The sequence below is a fragment of the Natronococcus roseus genome (assembly GCF_043677095.1).
In the GTDB taxonomy this organism is placed as follows: Archaea; Halobacteriota; Halobacteria; order Halobacteriales; family Natrialbaceae; genus Natronococcus; species Natronococcus roseus.
This window is the reverse complement of sequence record NZ_JBHLJR010000002.1, coordinates 572156-590006: the sequence shown is the minus strand read 5'-3', so window position 1 is coordinate 590006 and position 17851 is coordinate 572156. Positions and strand designations below refer to the sequence as shown.

Genomic DNA, 17851 nt, shown 5'->3' with positions numbered 1-17851 from the left:
TCGCTCGGTCGATTTGCCGTCGTTGTGTCGTCGGGCCGTTCGTTCCCGCGGAGACGGTCCCTTCGTTCCGGCAGTGTGAGTGTCGACCTCGCTCACCCGAGGCTCGCGAGGCGATTAAGCGCGTACGCCGTCTGAAGGACGTCGACGCTCTTTCCGCGATCGAAGACGAGCTCGTCGGTGCCGAGGACGTGCTCGAGGGTGTCCTGGGAGGCGTGCTCCGGCGCGGCCGCGATCCCGGCGTCGTTCTCCGCGACCCACTCCATGACGCGACGATCGCTCTTCGAGTCGCCCATCACCAGCGCGAACGGGTCGTCGATCCCGAGCACCTCGAGCGCGCGCTCGACGCCGACGACCTTGTTCAGCTCGAGGCTGCCGATTTCGGCGGCGTCGGCCTCGTAGTAGGCGACGTCGATCCGCTCGAGGACGGCCGCGAGCTCGTCGGGAATTTCCTCGTCGTCTCGATCGGGGTAGGCGCCTTCCTCCTCGAGGACGGTCCTGATCTCGGGATCTTGATCGGCGTAAAACGCGCGGGTCCGGTCATGGATCTCCTCGCCGTCGAACTCGATCGCCTCGCTGACGGCGTCGGCCAGCAGGTCGATCAGGTAGACGAGCGCGTCGTCGATGATCTCGCGGGCGTCGGCCGACCCGGTTTCGTAGTTGGGTTTCATCGTGACATTGAACTCGTTGCCCTGCAGGTGACAGCCCCGCCTGAGCGCGTCGGGGGCCTCCGGGAGGACTCGAGCCCGCAGGTCGTCGAAGACGTCGCGGATCTCCTCGTCGAGTTCCTCGTACAGCAGCTGTTTGGTCTCGGCGCCGTGGCCCGGCGTGAACACGCCGGTTCCCGCCTCGTAGACGATCGACAGCTCCCCGGAGTGGACGATCTCGCTGCCGAGCCCCTGGATGGCAAACCCCTTGACGTTCTCTAAGGTCTGGCCCGTACAGATCACGATCGGGACGCCCGCCTCGTGAAACTCCGTCAGGACGTGCAAGGTGTCCCGGGGAATCTCGTTGTCGGTGCTGCCGGCCGAGCGCAGCGTCTCGTCGACGTCGAGGACGAGCACGTTCACGCCGCGGCCGTACTTGGCCTCGAGGTCGAGCGCGGTAAACGCCTGATCGCGGGTCGCCCGCGCGGCGATCTCGGCGAACGTCTCGCCGGCCGCGAACGCCGCCCGGATCTCGTCCTTGCGGTCCTCGAGCTCCTCGTTTGCCGACTGCCAGTGCTCGAGGGCGACCCGCGAGTCGACGGCCGGGAAGACGTCGACGAACTCCTGGTACTCTCGCAACGTCTTCGTGTCGTACTCGTCGTAGAGCTGGTAGACGAGATCGTACCGTTCCATACTCGAGATACCGGAGAGACGAGTGATAATCCTTGCCAATACTGAGAGTCTTTCCAGGGAGTCGAGGCGACGTTCGTCGGCTGCGACACGACTATAAAAACGGCGTGCGAACTCCGAACCATGAAAAACGTTGACGACCTCATCGAGAGCGCCGCCGAGCTCGCGGGCCAGGGCCTCTCGAAGGGCGAGATCGCGGACGAACTGAACGTCTCCCGGGAGACCGCGAGCTGGCTGGTCGAGCGCGGCGACGCGACGACCGACCTCTCGAGCCAGTCGACCCAACAGTCCGCCGAGAACGGCGGTCCACAGGACATCCACGTCGACTGGTCGGCGATCGGCCGGGACAGCAAACGGATGAGATCGATCGCGGAAGCGATGGCCGACCTGCTCGCCAAACACGGCGAGGACGTCGATCTGACCGTCGGGATCGAGAAGGCGGGAGGCCCAATCGCGACGCTCATCGCGAGCGAGCTCGAGACCGATCTCTCGACGTACACGCCCGCGAAACACCAGTGGGAAGAGGGCGACATCGAGGAGCTGGGCGGGACGTTCTCCCGGAACTTCGCGGGTATCCGCAACCGGGAGTGTTACGTCGTCGACGACACGATCACCAGCGGAACGACGATGCGCGAGACGATCACAGCGATTCGGGCGGAAGGCGGCGAGCCGCTGGCGTGTGTCGTCCTCGCGGACAAGCAGGGCGTCGAGGAGGTCGAGGGCGTTCCCGTCTACTCGTTGCTACAGGTCATCAGCGTCGGCAAGGACGAGTGACGGCTCCGACGGACGAGCCCGACCGTTCCATCCGCTTGAAACGGTAACTGACGTTTTCTGTCGTGTCGTCGTCCCGCTCTGGTCAGTTGATCTTCCGTTACCGTCGTCGGCGGAACGCTCCGACCGCCGATCTGCCGGCTCGAGCGCCCGCGATTTATCTCGCTCGAGAACCCGTTCGACGTAACTGCAGTTTGTGTCCGACGGAGCGAGAATAGGCAGCGCATTCTCTTTGCGATAGACTTCTCAGACCCGATTCGGAGTGACCAAACATGGAAGACCATCTCACACGCCGGCGTCTGATCGCACTGAGCGGCTCAGTTAGCGCTATCGCGATCGCGGGGTGTAACGACGACCCCGAGGATGATCCGGAGGAAGATCCCGAAGAGGAGGACGACCCGATGGATGATCCGGAGGACGAGGAGGAAGACGATCCAATGGACGATGAAGAGGACGACCCGGAGGACGAGGAAGAAGACGATCCGATGGACGATGAAGATCCCGAAGAGGATGACGAGGAGGACGATCCGATGGACGATGAAGATCCCGAAGAGGATGACGAGGAAGACGACCCGATGGATGACGAGGAAGAAGACGTCGAGGACGACGAAGACGAGGAGTAACCCTCCGAACTCGTCCTCGAGCGGCCGCAGGGACGTTGCACCGACGTTCGGCAGCGAGCATCCGCGGAAACGCCGCCTGATCAGCGACGACGCTGACGAACGGTAGGCGGCGGTGGTCGAATAAAAGAGGTGGTGTCGGTGTTAGCCGTGGATTCCCATCGCTTCGATCTGTTCCTGGTAGCGGTTCCGGATCGTGACTTCGGTCACCTGGGCGACGTCTGCGACCTCGCGTTGGGTCTTCTTCTCGTTACACAGCAGCGAGGCGGCGTAGATCGCCGCCGCGGCGTACCCGGTCGGGGATTTGCCCGAGAGCAGTCCTTCCTCGGCCGTCTTCTCGATGATCTCGTTGGCCTTGGTCTGGACCTCCTCGGAGAGTTCGAGTTCGGAACAGAAGCGGGGAACGTACTTTTTCGGGTCGACGGGGCGCATCTCGAGGCCGAGTTCCTGCGAGATGTACCGGTACGTGCGACCGATCTCCTTTCGCTCGACGCGTGAAACTTCCGAGATCTCCTCTAAGCTTCGCGGGATGCCCTCCTTGCGACAGGCGGCGTACAGCGCACTGGTCGCGACGCCCTCGATCGATCGGCCGCGGATAAGGTCCTCCTTGAGCGCGCGCCGGTAGATGACCGACGCCACCTCGCGAACCGACCGCGGCACACCCAGCGCCGAGGCCATCCGGTCGATCTCCGAGAGCGCGAACTGCAGGTTGCGCTCGCCAGCGTCCTTGGTTCGGATGCGTTCCTGCCACTTGCGCAGTCGGTGCATCTGACTACGCTTCTTCGAGGAGATCGAGCGACCGTAGGCGTCCTTGTCCTTCCAGTCGATCGTCGTCGTCAGCCCCTTGTCGTGCATCGTCTGTGTCGTCGGCGCACCGACGCGGGACTTCTCCTGTCGCTCCTGGTGATTGAACGCCCGCCACTCCGGACCGGGGTCGATCTTCTCCTCCTCGACGACGAGCCCACAGTCTTCGCAGATGAGCTCACCCCGATCGGAGTCTTTCACGAGATTATCCGATTCACACTCGGGACAGGCACGTACCTCGTCCTGTTCCTCGGATTCGTCCGTTTCACGCATTCGCTCCCGCTGGCGGGTGGACCGTGTCATCGCGCTTTTATAGTAGTACTACTATGATATATAAGTTCTGGGGTTCCACTCACGACACATTCCTGTTATCCGTCGAAAACGGCACCTACAGACGTTCAGCGAGATGGTTTACGATTTGAAACCGGAAAACCTTTATCCGACTCTCCTCGAGCACAGGCACGAATGCCGGTTATCGAGTGCGACGTCGACGACGCCCGCGAGCGCCTCGAGGAGGCGGGCGTCGCCGTCGATCCCGGAAACACCGAACACGAACGCTGGCGGGCGAGTCGCGAGGGCGCGACGGCCGTCGCCTACGACGACAAGGTCGTGATTCAGGGCGAGACGCCCCGCACGCTCGAGTCACTGCTTCGCGAGGGCGGCGGTCGAGCCCACGTCTACTTCGACGGCGCCAGCCGCGGCAACCCCGGGCCGGCGGCGATCGGCTGGGTGATCGTCACGAGCGAGGGAATCGTCGCCGAGGGGGGCGAACGGATCGGACGAACGACGAACAATCAGGCGGAGTACACCGCGCTGATCACGGCCCTCGAGGCGGCCGAGGAGTACGGCTACGGCGAGGTCCACGCCCGCGGGGACTCCGAACTGATCGTCAAGCAAGTCCGGGGCGAGTACGACACCAACAATCCCGAACTGCGCGAACAGCGGGTTCGGGCCCTCGAGCTCCTCTCCTCGTTCGACGACTGGACCCTCGAGTACGTTCCGCGGGAGGTCAACGACCGCGCGGACGGACTGGCCAACGAGGCGCTGGACCAGGGGTAGCGCCGAAAACAGCAACGGAAAGGGCGTCGAGCGCGAACGACGGGTATGAGCGACCTCGCGGACGAGAGAGGCGATGAAGAGAGACCGCCCGGGGAACTGCCAGCCGACGTCGTCGACGAGGCCGAACGACTGACGCGGCTGGCCCGTACTGCGACCGACGAGAACGAACGGACGGCTCGGCTCGAGCGACGCGACGACCTGCTCTCCGAGTACGAGTTCACCGCCCGCGTTCGGGACGAGGAGGACGCGACGCTCGTGCTCCACCCCGAGGAGTGGCACGAGGACGGCGTCATCAGAACCGACCGCGTCGAGGAGATCGACCGGGCGATCGAGATCCAGCTTGAGGGCACCGAGGATCCCGACGACTGGCAGGTCGTCGACGAGCGAAACCGCGAGCTGGTCGCCGAGGTCAGGGCGGCCCACGGCGACGTCCACGGCGACAACGCGGTCGCCCTCGCGGACTTCTTCGGGAATCACTACGCGAAGCCGATCGAATCGGCGACGCCGACGGAGCTCGAGGAGTTCCTGACGGGGTACTTCGTTCGGAACGCCTGGCCCTCCGAAGCACAACAGGACGCGGTCGAGGAGTCGATCGACCTGGTCTTCGAGGCGGCCGACGAGCCACATCCGGAGCTCCGGGAGTCCTCAGCCGTCGAATAAAACGAAACAGTTCGGCGTCGATCACACCCGCGTGCGATCGAGCGCGAACGGAGGTTCTGACACCCTGGTTGCCGCTCGGTGCAGTACCGACTGAAACTGTTTGCACCCGATCGCACGGCCGCCGTGCGATCGGATACGCACTGCCTTTCAGTTGCTACTGTAGCTCTCGTCGACGAGCTGGCGGATCTCGTCGGCGCGGTCGTCGTCCGTGACGATCTTCGAGAGCGACCACTGAACGCCGTCGAGGACGGCCTCGTAGCCCTCGTCGGTCAGCGAGTACTGGTTCGTCCGCTTGTCGAGTTCGCTCTTCTCGACCAGCCCGAGCTCGACGAGTTCGTCGAGGTTGGGGTAGAGCCGGCCGTGGTTGACCTCCGTTCCGTAGTACTCCTCGAGTTCGCGCTTGATCGCCAGGCCGTACATCGGCTCCTTGGCGAGGATGGTGAGGATGTTGGTCTGGAACGCGGTCAGCTCGCGTGCGACACTCTGATCGCCGCTGATTGATTGTGCCTCTGACATAGTTGTCTAACAGTCATCGGACTATTTAAGACTTCTCAACTATTTTGCCCGATCGTCCCGCAGACCCCGTCCAGCAGCCGATACCGGCTCGAACGTCGTCCCGACGAGCCACGTACTCGGCGCTCCGTCGACGGTCGTCGGCCATACCGTCCGATACGATTACGAAAGGACTTTTTGACCCACCGTGAACGTTCGAGATACATGGTCAATCTCTGGGAAGACCTCGAGACCGGACCGAACCCGCCCGAAGAGATCTACGCGGTCGTCGAGTGTCTCAAGGGCGAGCGCAACAAGTACGAGTACGACAAGGACGTCCCCGGCGTCGTCCTCGACCGCGTGCTCCACTCGAACGTCCACTACCCCTCCGACTACGGCTTCATCCCGCAGTCGTACTACGACGACGAGGACCCCTTCGACGTGATGGTCCTCGTCGAGGATCAGACGTTCCCCGGCTGTATCATCGAGGCCCGTCCCGTCGCCCTGATGAAGATGGACGACGACGGCGAGCAGGACGACAAGGTCATCGCGGTCCCGAGCGAGGACCCCCGCTACGACCACATCGAGGACCTCGAGGACATCCCCCAGCAGCAACTCGACGAGATCGACGAGTTCTTCAAGACCTACAAGAACCTGGAGGCCGACAAGGAAGTCGAGACCCAGGGTTGGGAGGACCGACAGGCCGCCTACGACGCGATCGAACACGCCCAGGATCTCTACGACGAGAACTTCTAGCGGCGACCTCCCGAGCCAGCGTTCGATTTTTCTGCCAACGGATTCGTCGGAGTTATCGCCACCCGTCCGCCGTATGTGTTATGAGCATGGGTAATTTTATTGGGTGAGCCGTCGTACTACCGTCCGTCATGGCAGCAACCAACCCGTCCCCACGAGAGTCCGCGTCGACCACCGAGTCGGTCGAATCCGGTACCGGGATGGCCCACCTGACGGTCGTCCCGACGAACTTCCGTTCCGAGAGCGCGGACGAGGAGACGGAGTAGCCCGGTTCCCGATCGCCCGCCGCGAGCGCGACCGGAGATCCTGCCGGTTTCTACGAGCACCTCGAGGGCCTCCTCCGCTGGCGTCGGTCCGCAGCACCGACGCGACAGTCGGCAACGCCGAACGCGACACCGAGACTGTCGTCACCGATTCTCGAAAACAGTGTCCGGAAACGAACCTTCTTGTATGCGGTCGGACTACGGCCCCGCATGGGTTTGTTCGACCGGTTGCGGGGCGACGACTCCCCCCGAGTCGCGTTTATCGGCGTCGACGGCGTGCCGTACAGTTTACTCTCCGAACACGAGGACCGGTTTCCGAACTTCGCGTCGCTGGCGGCAGACGGTACTGCGAGCGAGATTTCGAGTATCGTCCCACCCGAGTCCAGCGCCTGCTGGCCGTCGCTGACCACCGGGGTCAACCCCGGTGAGACGGGCGTCTACGGCTTCCAGGACCGCGAGGTCGGCACCTACGACACCTACGTCCCCATGGGACGGGAAGTCCAGGCCGACCGCGTCTGGGACCGCGTCCAGGACGAGGGGCTCAAGGCGACCGTGATGAACGTCCCCGTCACGTTCCCGCCACAGCGAAACGTCCAGCGCATGGTGTCGGGCTTTCTCTCGCCCGGCCTCGAGAAGGCCGCCTACCCCGACGACGTTCGTGAGTACCTCGAGACGCTCGATTACCGGATCGACGTCAATCCGAAACTCGGTCACGAGGAGGAAAAGGAGGCGTTCATCGAGGACGCCCACGAGACGATCGACGCCCGCTTCGAGGCGTTCGAACACTACATCGAGGAGGACGACTGGGACCTCTTTTTCGGCGTCTTCATGACGACCGATCGGGTCAACCACTTCCTGTTCAAGGACTACGAGCGCGACGGCCAGTACAAGGAGGAGTTCCTCGAGTTCTACGAGAAGGTCGACGACTACGTCGGCCGCCTTCGGGAGGCCCTTCCCGAGGACGTTACGCTGATCGTCGCCTCCGACCACGGCTTCACGAGCCTCGACTACGAGGTCCACTTCAACGAGTGGCTCATCGAGGAGGGGTGGCTCTCCTTCGAGGACGACGAGCCCGAGGAGCTGGGCGACATCGCCACGGAGACGACGGCCTACTCCTTCATCCCCGGCCGATTCTATCTCAACCTCGAGGGCCGCGAACCGCGAGGTTCGGTCCCCGAGGACGAGTACGACGAGGTCCGCGACGAGCTCAAGGCCGACCTCGAGGCCCTCGAGGGCCCCAACGGCAACAAGGTCGTCGACCGCGTCGTCGAGAAGGAAGCGGCCTTCCGCGGCGATCACGACGACATCGCGCCGGATCTGGTCGCGATCCCTAACAAGGGCTTCGACCTCAAATCCGGCTTCAAGGCCGACTCCGAGATCTTCACCAGCGGTCCGCGAAACGGGATGCACAGCTTCGACGACACCTCGCTGTACATCGACGACCCCGACGCCTCGATCGGCGAAGCCGACCTCTACGACATCGCCCCGACGATCCTCGATCTGATGGACCTCGAGTACAACCGCGGCGAGTTCGACGGCGCGAGCCTGGTCTGAGGAGGCCGAACGAGATCACTCCACGCGCGGTTTTTCCTGTCGACAATACGGACGGAAACCGATCGCAGACGCGGTCGAACCGATAGTACGGACGGTGCCGTCGAAACAAATATTGTAACCCGTTGACAACTCTCCGTATGAGCGGACGACTCGTCGGCATCGGCATCCTCCTCGCAGTGTTTTCGAGTGGTCTGGTAAGCTGGCAGACGGGCTCGATGGCCGTCCTCGGTGCCACGCCAGTCGGAATCGCGATCTACCTGTTCGTCGGCGTCGCGGGCCCGCAGTACGTCCTCTCGAGGCAGTCCGACGACCCGCTCCGGCTGGGGGTAGCCGTCCTGGCCGCTGTCGGTGCCCTTCTCGCTCTCGGCTGGGGCGTTCTCGGTGCCGATCTCCACGGCGAGGTCGGCGTCGGCCTGACGGCTGTCCTCGCGGTCGTCGTCTTCGGCGTCCTCGGCGGGGCCGTCGTTCGCGAGTTCCGCACCGGTTACCGGGGGGAGACGGCGTAGCGCCGAGTCGATCCCGTTTTCCGAGCCGCTCGACTCTGCTTCGGTATGGAGGAACTGATCCGCGCTCGAGGACACGAGCACGTCAGCGCCGCACACGCGAGCACGTTCGAGGTGACGACCGACGACTACCTCACGCCCGCCGGAGACTGTATCCTGGCGATCGACGCCGATCGGGCACCCGCCGACTTCGATCCCGAGTTCGTCGAGGCCTGCCGGGACGAGGAGGCGACGATCACCGTCGAAATCGAGGCCGACGGCCACCGCGAGTCGGTCGAGGGACGCGGCGATCCCGATCTCGAGTTCACGAACGAGCGCAGCGCGGTCGGCCGAACCAGCGACTACGTAGACGACCGAACGGTCGTGGTCGGCGCCGAGTTCGCGGCCGAGGGGTTCGACCGAGAACTCGTCGACGCGCTCGCCGAGGGCGCCGAGGCGACGGTGACGCTGACGGTCGAGTAGCGGGGGTATCCCGCGATCGACGGTTTCCGCGGCCTCCACCGACGGTGTCGCTTTCGGATCGTTCGTCGCGGACAACTGTCCCGGGCACCGAACTATTTTTCCGCCGAACCAACGATTGGTAGCAAGGGCCACGATGCTCGATACACAAACCGCCGACCACCTCGAACAGCGACTGAACAGCGTCGACTCGCTCGACGAGCTCCAGGCGTTCGTCGCCGCGACGTCTCGGCAACTGGAGGAGCCGTCGACCAAACCGATCGACACCCAGCGAGAGGAGCGAGTGATCGGCGGCCTCGAGCGACTGCTCGGCGGCATTCGGGAGAAACTCGAGACGCTGGCCGCCGAGGAGGGCGCGGAGAGCTACCAGCTCAGCGTCGCCGGCGGGACGACGGGGCTCTCGGTGACGGTAACGGTCTCGTACACCTCTGGGAATCCGTAGCCGTGGAACTCGTAAGCGACGGTGAGGCGACCGCTCGAGCGAGGGGTATCGGTGGACTGGTGCTCGAGTCGGATCACCGCTTCCACGGCGGTTTTGCTCCTCGAGCCCGAATCCTGGCGCATGAGTGACGACAACGAGCCGTCGGTCAACATCAGCGGCGGCGAGACGGGCGGTGGAGCCGCCGCCGAGTTCGACCCGGCGACCGCCGACACCCGCGCCGAGCGCGTCGTCGACCGCCTCGGCGAGCTGTACTGGCAGAAAACGTACGGCGGGCAGGACGCCTTCACCTGCCTCGTCCGGACGATCCTGAGCCAGAACACGAGCGACGTGGCGAGCCAGCCGGCTCACGACGCGCTGGTCGACAGATACGGAAGTCCCGATGGGGACCTCGCGGAATCGCTCGCCGACGCCGAGCAGTCCGAACTCGCCGAGACGATCAGCTCCGCCGGCCTGTACAACCAGAAGTCGGCGATGATCATCGGTGCTGCCGAGGAGGTCCTCGAGGAGTTCGACTCCGCTGCGGGGTTCGACGACTTCGTCAGGGAGGCGGAGCCCGAACCCGTCCGCGAACGGCTGCTCGAGATCCACGGCGTCGGCCCAAAAACTGCTGACTGCGTCCTGCTGTTCGCGGGCGGGCGCGGCGGCGTCTTCCCCGTCGACACGCACGTCCACCGAATCTACCGGCGGCTGGGGATCGCCCCCGCCGACGCCGACCACGAGGCGGTACGGGCGGTCCTCGAGCGGGACATCCCTGCCGCGAAGTGTGGGTTCGGTCACACCGCCTCGATCCAGTTCGGCCGCGAGTACTGCACGGCCCGCAAGCCGGCCTGTCTCGAGGATCCCGATGCCTGTCCGATGGCCGACGTCTGCGAGCAGGTCGGCGTCTACCCGGAGACGAACGAGGTCGTCGATCCGGCCGAAGCTGCCGACTGACAGCGATTACCACGCCGCATATGCAACTCCAATATCTACACGTCCGAGTCATCTAGCTCGGGCTATATGGAGTTTCGAAAACCGTCTCCGTTCCAGTGGATCGGTCGGAACAGACGTCTCGTGACCTTTCTGCTCTCGTTCGTCGTCGTGGTGGCCGTTCAGACGCTGCTGTATCGATGGGGGATGGCCGAACTGGAGGGGCGACCGCGGTCACTGCAGGACTCGCTCAACGTTATCGTCCAGTCGCTGACCTCGACGGGGTACGGACAGGACGCGCCGTGGACGTCCATCGGAATGCAGGCGCTGATGGTCGTCGCGCAGTTTACGGGGATCGCCTACATCGCCGTCGCCGTCCCGCAGTTCGTCGTCCCCTGGGCCAGGGAGGAGCTCACCGAGACGAGGGTCCCCGACGCCGTCGAGAGCGCCGAGGACCACGCCGTTATCTGGGGATACACCTCGCTCTGTGAGAGTCTGGTCGACGATCTGGAGGCCCGCGAGGAGCAGTACGTCATCGTCGAGGACGACGAGCAGCGGGCCGAAACGCTGTTCGAGGAGGAACGGAACGTCGTCCACGGGACGATCGAAGACGAGGAGACGCTCGAAGCGGTCAACATCGAAAACGCGGTCGCGGTCGTCGTCGGCGCGAAACAGCAGGAGAACGTCATCGGCACGCTCCTCTCGCTCGCGGAGACCAACCCGGATCTCGAGATCATCTGTCTGATCGACGACCCCGAACAGTCACGATACCTCCGGTTCGCCGGCGCGACGACCGTTATCTCGCCGAAACACCGTCTCGGGAAGAGCCTCGCGGACAAGGCCCAGAACGTCGTCAGCACCGCACTCGAGGATATCGAGGACTTCGACGTCGACCTCGAGATCGCCGAGTTCCCGGTGACCGACGACAGCCCGCTCTACGGTCAGCACCTCGACTCCCTCGACCCCCTCGAGCGGACGGGGGCGACGCTCGTCGGCGTCTGGCTACGCGGCGAGTTCGTCACCGATCCCTCGAGCGAGGCGGTCGCCGACGAGAGTACCGTCCTCGTCGTTGCCGGCACCGAGGAGCAGCTCGAGCGGATCGAGCCGATTACCCGGTCTGGCGGGCGGTCCGCGACGGCGGGTCCGGTGATCATCGCCGGTCACGGCTTCGTCGGCACGACCGCCGAGGGGATCCTCCGGAAGGCCGACCAGCAGACGACGGTGATCGACACCGAGCCCGGAGAGGGCGTCGACGTCGTCGGCGACGCGACGGAGACGACGACGTTCGACGAGGCGGGGATCGACGACGCAGAGACGGTCATCCTCGCGTTGCCCGACGACGACGACGCGACCCTCGCGACGCTGGTCGCCCGCGAGGCCGACGACGACGTCGAGATCGTCGTCGCGGCCAACGACGCCGAGAGCGCGAGCGACCTCTACCGGGCGGGCGCGGATTACGTCCTCGCGCTGCCGAAGGTCGCCGGCCGGATGACGACGCTCGGCCTCTACGACGAGGACGTGATGACGCTCCGCGAACAGATCCAGCTCACCAGAACACGGGCACCGGAACTCGCCGGACAGCACCCGGACACTGACGAGGTTCGAGAGCGGACCGACTCTACGATCGTCGCCGTAAAACGAAACGGTGAGATCGTCACGGCGTTCGACGACGACTTCGGGCTCGAGACCGACGACGAGGTCCTCGTCGCGGGCACCGACCGGGGCGTCTCCAACTTCAAGACGGAGTTCGGCGACGGCGAAGACTGATACGGTCTCCTGTAACTCATCGTCGACATTCTAGGGACATCTGCCGGGTGTGTCGGTAAACGGTTACAACAGTCCGTCTGCTTGCCCGTTACCCACCGATTACCGGAGAGCGAGTGCCGATTCGATCCCCAGTGGTCGCTACCGCCAACTGTCACCTGCTCGTAAGCCCGCCGAACGTCGGCGGTCGAACTCGAGAGCGAGACCGGGTCCGCGTCCGAGGGCGGATCCCCGGCGACAACTCCGAGGAGGACGGCCTCGGACGGTTGGCGGACGGATAGGAGCGTCCGCCTGGCGGTGATTCGCCCGCGAACGCTCGATGCGGCGACCGATCTTCGCGATTTTTATCGGATATTATTACTACATCATAACGCCTTTATGTCGCAATCCGGGTTTACCGGGTACTCATGGCTGCAGGCCCACACCGGGATGCAGAAACCGACGACGCGAAACCGGCGACCGGATCTTCAACCGACTCTCGAGCGAACCCGACCTCGAGACGGCGATTTCTGTCCGCAGCGGCAGTCGGCTCCGCAACGGCGATCGCGGGCTGTGCCGAACTCGCAGGGGGTGAAGAGACGCTGCGCGTCAGCGTCTGGAGCGGGAACTACGCCGACCGCTTCGAGGAGGGGCTCGTCACGCAGTACGAGGACGAGCACGACGTCGAAGTCGACGTCCACCGCGGCTGGGACGACATCCTCACCGACATCCAGAACGCCCCGGAGGACGAGCCGCCGTTCGACGTCACGGTGGCGGAGGGGAACTTCTACTACTACGGCCGCCAGGACGACCTCTTCGAGCCCATCCGCGAGGAGAACGTCCCCAACGCCGACGGGATCATCGACTACTACGCGGAGATGCGGGGGACGGAGTACGGGCTGCCGGTCGACGGTGCGCCATGTACGATCATCCACCGCGAGGACGCCGACGTCGACCCCGAAACGTGGGGCGACCTCTCCTCGGAGACCGTCGCCGACAGCGAGGGGATCGGCGTCGACACCGGGTTCTGGTGGTACCCCCTCTACGCCGCCGCGATCGGCATGGACGAGGACGAGGGCGCCGAGGAGATGCACGACGAGGAGCTCCACGAGGACGTCCTCGAGACCCTCGAGGAGTGGAACGTCGAGAGCTGGGCCAGCTCCGGCGAGGATATCTGGCAGGCGTTCGACAACGAAGTGATCGACGTCGCCCAGTGGTACTACGACCAGACGGCCGCCGACATCGACGACTACGACGGCCTGACCCACACGATGCCCGAGGAGACAACCGGCTGGTTCAACAACTGGTGTGTCGTCCAGGGGACCGACCGGCGCGACGAGGCCGAGGAGTTCATTAACTTCCTGCTCGACGCCGAGGTCCAGTCCGAGTGGGCCGAGACCCACCCGATGATGTTCAGCAACGAGGAGATCGACTACCCCGAGGAGCTCGAGGACGACCTCCCGACGACGACCGAGGAAGCCGAGACCATCGCCTTCCCCGACTGGGAGTACCTCGCCGACCACGACGACGAGCTCTCGGACGCGTTCTCGAGTATCCAACAGAGCTCCTGATCGCCGCCTACCACCGTTCTACATCCGATTACCGACCACACCGTCACCAATGTCAGAAATCACGTTAAACGAACTCGAGAAGCGCTACGGCGAGACGACCGCCGTCAAGGACGTCTCGGTCGAGATCCGGGACGGCGAGTTGCTCTGCCTGCTCGGCCCCAGCGGCAGCGGCAAGTCGACGACGCTGCGAATGATCGCCGGCCTCGAGACGCCGACCGACGGCGAGATCACGCTCGCCGGGGCCGACGTCACCGACCAGCCGGCGTACGAACGCAACACCTCGACCGTGTTCCAGGACTGGGCGCTGTTTCCCCACAAGACGGTCCTGGAGAACGTCGCGTTCGGACTGAAGATGCGCGACGTCCCCAAAGAGGAACGCCGCGAGCGCGCCGAGGCGATGCTCGAGCGCGTCCAGATGGGCGGCTACGGCGACGAGGATCCGACGACCCTCAGCGGCGGCCAGAAGCAACGCGTCGCGCTGGCCCGCTCGCTCGCGGTCAATCCCGACGTCCTGTTGCTTGACGAGCCGCTGTCGAACCTCGACAAGCGCCTCCGCGAGGACATGCAGATCGAACTCCGCGAGATCCACGAGGACCTCGAGGAGACGTTCGTCCACGTCACCCACGACCAGGACGAGGCGTTCACCCTGGCCGACCGCATCGGGATCATGGATCAGGGCGAACTGATCCAGGTCGGCGAGCCCACCGAGGTCTACGAGAATCCCGCGAACCGTTTCATCGAGGGCTTTCTGGGTGACACGAACTTCGTCGACAGCGAGGTCGTCGGCGTCACGGACGGAGCCGTCCGCGTCGAGACCGAACTCGGGTACGAGCTCGTGCTCCCGACCGACCGCGACCCCGACGTCGCCGAGGGAACGGAGCTGACGCTGTCGCTGCGTCCAGAGGTGCTCTCGATCGAACGGGATCCGGCCGCCGACGCCGTGGAGGGAGACGAACAGCCGGTGCTCGCCGACGGCAGTACGCTCAACGCCGTCGTCGGCACCGTCGAGAACGTCCTCTACCGTGGGTCGACGGTGCGGTACTCCGTCTCGGTCAACGGGACTGCGATGTTCGCCGAACGGACGGGTGCGAGCACCGACGCGCTGACCGCGGGCGAGGAGATCCGCATCGAGTGGGACGGCACCGACGTGCTCGCGTTCCGCGCCGACGGCTCGCGGGTGACGCTCTAACGATGGCCGAGGCGAACTCGCAGTTTCCGCGCTCGCTCGAGGGCGTTCGGGAGTCGCTCGGCCAGCAGTCCGGCTCGAATCGGGCCCTGCTGCTCATGGCGCCGCTGCTCGCCTTCGAGCTACTGGTGTTCGTGGTCCCCTTCTTCATCCTCCTGCGGATCAGCTTCGCGGAGGAGTCGAGCGACCTCGTCTACGCCGAGGGGACCTGGACGCTCGAGGCCTACTCGAGCGTTCTCACGAGCGACCTCCTCTGGAGCATCGTCGGCTTTTCCTTCCTGCTTGGAGTCGTCGTCACGATACTGTCGGTCCTGATCGGCCTGTTCTACGCGTACGCGATCTGGCGGTCGACGGGACTCGTCAAGTCGCTGTTGCTGTTCTCAGTCGTGCTCCCGCTGCTGACGACGCTCGTCATCAGGACGTACGCGTTCAATCCCCTGCTGGCGCCGTCGGGGACGCTCAACGAGCTGCTGCTCTCGCTCGGACTCATCTCGAGTCCGATCCAGTTCGTCCCCGGGACCGTCGGCGTCGTCGTCGGCCAGCTCTACATCGTGCTTCCCTACGCCGTGCTGGCGATCTACAGCGTGCTGGCGACGATGGACTGGCACGTCGTCGAGGCCGCCCGCGACCTCGGCGCGAGCCGACCCCGATCGGTGCTCGAGGTCGTCGTCCCGCAGGCGATGCCCGGCATTATCGTCGCGGCGGTGATCTCCTTCGCCTGGAGCGTCGGGGCCTACGCCGCACCCGATCTGCTGTCGGGCAACATCACGTTCGCCATGCAGGTCGAGGGCCTGATGCTCTCGGACATGCGCTACCCGCTGGCGGCCGCGTTCTCCGTGGTGATGCTCCTGTTGATGCTGGTCAGCATCGCGATCATGTTTACCCTGCTCAACCGACTCGGAGGTGAGTTCGAGCTTGCATAGAGAACGCCTCGAGACCGCGGCGTTTCGCGCCGGCTATCTAGCTCTGCTGGCGCTCATGCTGTTGCCGCTGCTGGTCGTCGTCGTGACGTCGTTCTCCGGCACGGGCCGGCTCGCGTTCCCGCCGGAGAGCTACTCGGTCATGTGGTACGTCGAGTTCCTCGACAGCGTCCGCTGGCTCGACGCCTTCACGAACAGCATCGTTATCGGCGTCGGCACCGCGCTGGTCGCGACGCTGCTGGGCGTGATGGGGGCGTTCGGCCAAGAGATCGACGACGGCTCGCTAGGGTCGGTGCTGGCGCCGCTGGTGCTGATCCCGCTTCTGATCCCGCCGGTGATCCTCGGGATCACGCTGTTGATGTACTTCAACGAGGTCGGGCTCCGAGGCTCGTACGCGAGCATCGTGCTGGCCCACACGCTGTGGGCGACGCCGCTGGTCTACTTCGTGATGCGGTCGGTGTTCAGCCGGTTCGACTGGCAGCAACTCGACGCCGCACAGGACCTCGGCGCCGGCCCGGTCCAGTCGTTCGTTCACGTCGTCCTCCCGAACGTGAAACACGGGATCTTCGTCGGCGGACTGCTCGCGTTCATCATCAGCCTCCAGGAGTTCGTGATGGCGCTGTTCCTCTCGACGCCCAGCACCGAGACGATCCCCGTCCTCGCCTGGACCGAGATCCGGCAGGCGCTGGATCCGATGGTCAGCGTCGTCTCGACGTTCCTGATCGTCATCTCGGTCGTCGGGATCCTCCTGGCGGTGGTCGCGACGAACCTCGAGTGGCTGTCGAAACAGCTCTCCTGACCTCGCGACTCTCCTTTCTCAGTAGCTGAACTGGATCAGCGCCGAGCCCGCGAGGACGATCATCGACGCCGACGCCTTCTGGGCCAGCGTGAACGGGTCGAACTGTTCCTGGAGCAACGCGGGCGCGAGCTTCGACAGCGCGAGCGCGCCGACGAACACCATCATGACGTCGAGTTTGGTGATCGCGGTCGCCAGCGAGACGGGGCCGTGCTCGAGCGCCCGGATGAACGTAAAGAGGCCGACGGCGTTCAGCAGGCCGCCGACGAGCAGCAGCTTCGTTCCCTTCGTGAGCCGCACGCGTCCGGCGAGCAGGTCGGCGGGGTTCGGTTCGACCCCGCCGCCGCGAAACGGGACGACCGCGGCGATCGAGGCCAGTCCGCCGAGGCTGATCCAGAACAGGATCTCGACGGTTCCGAAGCCGTCCGTGAGCACCTTCATCCCCGTGTTGAACACCGCGAAGGCGATCGCGGCGAGGACCGCGACCCCGACCGTCGAGAACGTCAGGCTCTCGCGGATCGAACCGGCCTCCCGGTCGTAGGAGATGAACAGCGCCCCGAAGACGACCAGTCCGACGCCGGCGTAGACGCCCGACGGGAACGCCTCGTCGAGGATCAAAAACCCGAGGACGAGGACGAAGACGGTCTCGAGCGACAGCGCCGGGACGAACCGCGAGACGTCGCCGTTGACCAGCCCCCAGTAGTAGATCCCGTAGGCGATCGTCGAGACGACGCCGAACCCCAGCGCGACCGCGACCGGCGCGGGCTCGGCTCCCGGAACCGGGCCGCCGCCCGTTCCCGTGAGGCTGTTTCGGATCGCCGGCCACTCGAGGGCGAGCCCGACGAGGACGTAAACGGCGTAGAACGGAATGCAGTTGTAGATCGCCAGCGTCAGCGGGTCGTCGATCTCGACCCCGCTGACGACCTTCGACAGCAATGCGATCACGGCGTAGATCCCTGCAGTCAGGAAGGCATAGAAGAACCAGGTCGACATCATGGACGGGGCGCCCCCA

Annotated in this window: 21 protein-coding genes; 17 read left to right on the top strand and 4 right to left on the bottom strand. The window is 64.9% G+C overall.

Features of this window, described 5'->3' with window-relative positions; all coding sequences use genetic code 11:
- Window positions 1-92: 92 nt before the first annotated feature.
- A complete protein-coding gene (locus tag ACFEMD_RS07490) occupies window positions 93-1337 on the bottom strand; it encodes an HAD family hydrolase (protein ID WP_394740414.1) in 1245 nt (414 codons plus the stop codon).
- A gap of 120 nt (window positions 1338-1457) precedes the next feature.
- Between ACFEMD_RS07490 and gfcR the strand changes: the two genes are divergently transcribed.
- Together gfcR and ACFEMD_RS07480 are read left to right on the top strand one after the other, a co-directional pair.
- Complete coding sequence (gene gfcR / locus ACFEMD_RS07485) at window positions 1458-2108, top strand: transcriptional regulator GfcR (protein WP_005558005.1); 651 nt, start codon at window positions 1458-1460, stop codon at window positions 2106-2108.
- Between the two features lie 269 nt (window positions 2109-2377).
- On the top strand, window positions 2378-2728 hold the full coding sequence (locus ACFEMD_RS07480) for a hypothetical protein (RefSeq protein ID WP_394740412.1): 351 nt from the start codon (window positions 2378-2380) through the stop codon (window positions 2726-2728).
- Window positions 2729-2869: 141 nt separating this feature from the next.
- Here ACFEMD_RS07480 and ACFEMD_RS07475 read toward each other — a convergent pair whose 3' ends face one another.
- Window positions 2870-3832 (bottom strand): transcription initiation factor IIB, encoded by a 963-nt coding sequence (locus ACFEMD_RS07475; protein ID WP_049892140.1) that lies wholly within the window; start codon window positions 3830-3832, stop codon window positions 2870-2872.
- Between the two features lie 162 nt (window positions 3833-3994).
- Here ACFEMD_RS07475 and rnhA point away from each other — a divergent pair, with 162 nt between their 5' ends.
- Together rnhA and ACFEMD_RS07465 are read left to right on the top strand one after the other, a co-directional pair.
- Entirely contained in the window at window positions 3995-4588 is a 594-nt protein-coding gene (gene rnhA / locus ACFEMD_RS07470; protein ID WP_394740411.1) for a ribonuclease HI, read from the top strand.
- Between the two features lie 45 nt (window positions 4589-4633).
- Complete coding sequence (locus ACFEMD_RS07465; RefSeq protein ID WP_394740410.1) at window positions 4634-5248, top strand: DUF7108 family protein; 615 nt, start codon at window positions 4634-4636, stop codon at window positions 5246-5248.
- Window positions 5249-5395: 147 nt separating this feature from the next.
- Here the strand turns inward: ACFEMD_RS07465 and ACFEMD_RS07460 are convergent, their stop codons facing one another.
- Window positions 5396-5764 carry a PadR family transcriptional regulator gene (locus ACFEMD_RS07460; RefSeq protein ID WP_394740409.1) on the bottom strand — a complete coding sequence of 123 codons (369 nt, stop codon included), beginning with the start codon at window positions 5762-5764 and terminating at the stop codon, window positions 5396-5398.
- A gap of 201 nt (window positions 5765-5965) precedes the next feature.
- Here ACFEMD_RS07460 and ACFEMD_RS07455 point away from each other — a divergent pair, with 201 nt between their 5' ends.
- The 13 genes from ACFEMD_RS07455 to ACFEMD_RS07395 all read left to right on the top strand — a co-directional run bounded on the left by ACFEMD_RS07455 (window position 5966) and on the right by ACFEMD_RS07395 (window position 16842).
- Window positions 5966-6496, top strand: a complete 531-nt coding sequence (locus ACFEMD_RS07455; protein ID WP_394740407.1) for an inorganic diphosphatase — start codon at window positions 5966-5968, stop codon at window positions 6494-6496.
- A gap of 128 nt (window positions 6497-6624) precedes the next feature.
- A complete protein-coding gene (locus ACFEMD_RS07450; RefSeq protein WP_005558012.1) occupies window positions 6625-6759 on the top strand; it encodes a hypothetical protein in 135 nt (44 codons plus the stop codon).
- A 207-nt stretch (window positions 6760-6966) separates the two neighbouring features.
- Window positions 6967-8310, top strand: a complete 1344-nt coding sequence (locus ACFEMD_RS07445; RefSeq protein WP_394740405.1) for an alkaline phosphatase family protein — start codon at window positions 6967-6969, stop codon at window positions 8308-8310.
- A gap of 137 nt (window positions 8311-8447) precedes the next feature.
- Window positions 8448-8816 (top strand): hypothetical protein, encoded by a 369-nt coding sequence (locus tag ACFEMD_RS07440; protein ID WP_394740404.1) that lies wholly within the window; start codon window positions 8448-8450, stop codon window positions 8814-8816.
- Window positions 8817-8861: 45 nt separating this feature from the next.
- Entirely contained in the window at window positions 8862-9275 is a 414-nt protein-coding gene (locus ACFEMD_RS07435) for a DUF371 domain-containing protein (protein ID WP_394740403.1), read from the top strand.
- A gap of 133 nt (window positions 9276-9408) precedes the next feature.
- Window positions 9409-9714, top strand: a complete 306-nt coding sequence (locus ACFEMD_RS07430) for a hypothetical protein (RefSeq protein ID WP_394740402.1) — start codon at window positions 9409-9411, stop codon at window positions 9712-9714.
- 120 nt (window positions 9715-9834) lie between these two features.
- The gene (locus tag ACFEMD_RS07425; protein WP_394740400.1) at window positions 9835-10647 is read left to right on the top strand and encodes an endonuclease III domain-containing protein; all 813 of its coding nucleotides are present in this window, start codon (window positions 9835-9837) and stop codon (window positions 10645-10647) included.
- A gap of 66 nt (window positions 10648-10713) precedes the next feature.
- Window positions 10714-12390, top strand: coding sequence for a potassium channel family protein (locus ACFEMD_RS07420; RefSeq protein ID WP_394740399.1), 1677 nt, complete (start codon window positions 10714-10716; stop codon window positions 12388-12390).
- Between the two features lie 131 nt (window positions 12391-12521).
- Window positions 12522-12668, top strand: coding sequence for a hypothetical protein (locus tag ACFEMD_RS07415; protein ID WP_394740398.1), 147 nt, complete (start codon window positions 12522-12524; stop codon window positions 12666-12668).
- A 126-nt stretch (window positions 12669-12794) separates the two neighbouring features.
- The gene (locus ACFEMD_RS07410) at window positions 12795-13937 is read left to right on the top strand and encodes an ABC transporter substrate-binding protein (RefSeq protein ID WP_394740397.1); all 1143 of its coding nucleotides are present in this window, start codon (window positions 12795-12797) and stop codon (window positions 13935-13937) included.
- A 49-nt stretch (window positions 13938-13986) separates the two neighbouring features.
- Window positions 13987-15126, top strand: coding sequence for an ABC transporter ATP-binding protein (locus tag ACFEMD_RS07405; RefSeq protein WP_394740396.1), 1140 nt, complete (start codon window positions 13987-13989; stop codon window positions 15124-15126).
- A 2-nt stretch (window positions 15127-15128) separates the two neighbouring features.
- Window positions 15129-16046 (top strand): ABC transporter permease, encoded by a 918-nt coding sequence (locus ACFEMD_RS07400; RefSeq protein ID WP_394740395.1) that lies wholly within the window; start codon window positions 15129-15131, stop codon window positions 16044-16046.
- Window positions 16039-16842, top strand: a complete 804-nt coding sequence (locus ACFEMD_RS07395) for an ABC transporter permease (protein WP_394740394.1) — start codon at window positions 16039-16041, stop codon at window positions 16840-16842. The genes ACFEMD_RS07400 and ACFEMD_RS07395 overlap by 8 nt, the downstream gene beginning before the upstream one ends.
- An 18-nt stretch (window positions 16843-16860) precedes the next feature.
- Here the strand turns inward: ACFEMD_RS07395 and ACFEMD_RS07390 are convergent, their stop codons facing one another.
- Complete coding sequence (locus tag ACFEMD_RS07390; protein ID WP_394740392.1) at window positions 16861-17835, bottom strand: EamA family transporter; 975 nt, start codon at window positions 17833-17835, stop codon at window positions 16861-16863.
- Window positions 17836-17851 lie beyond the last annotated feature (16 nt).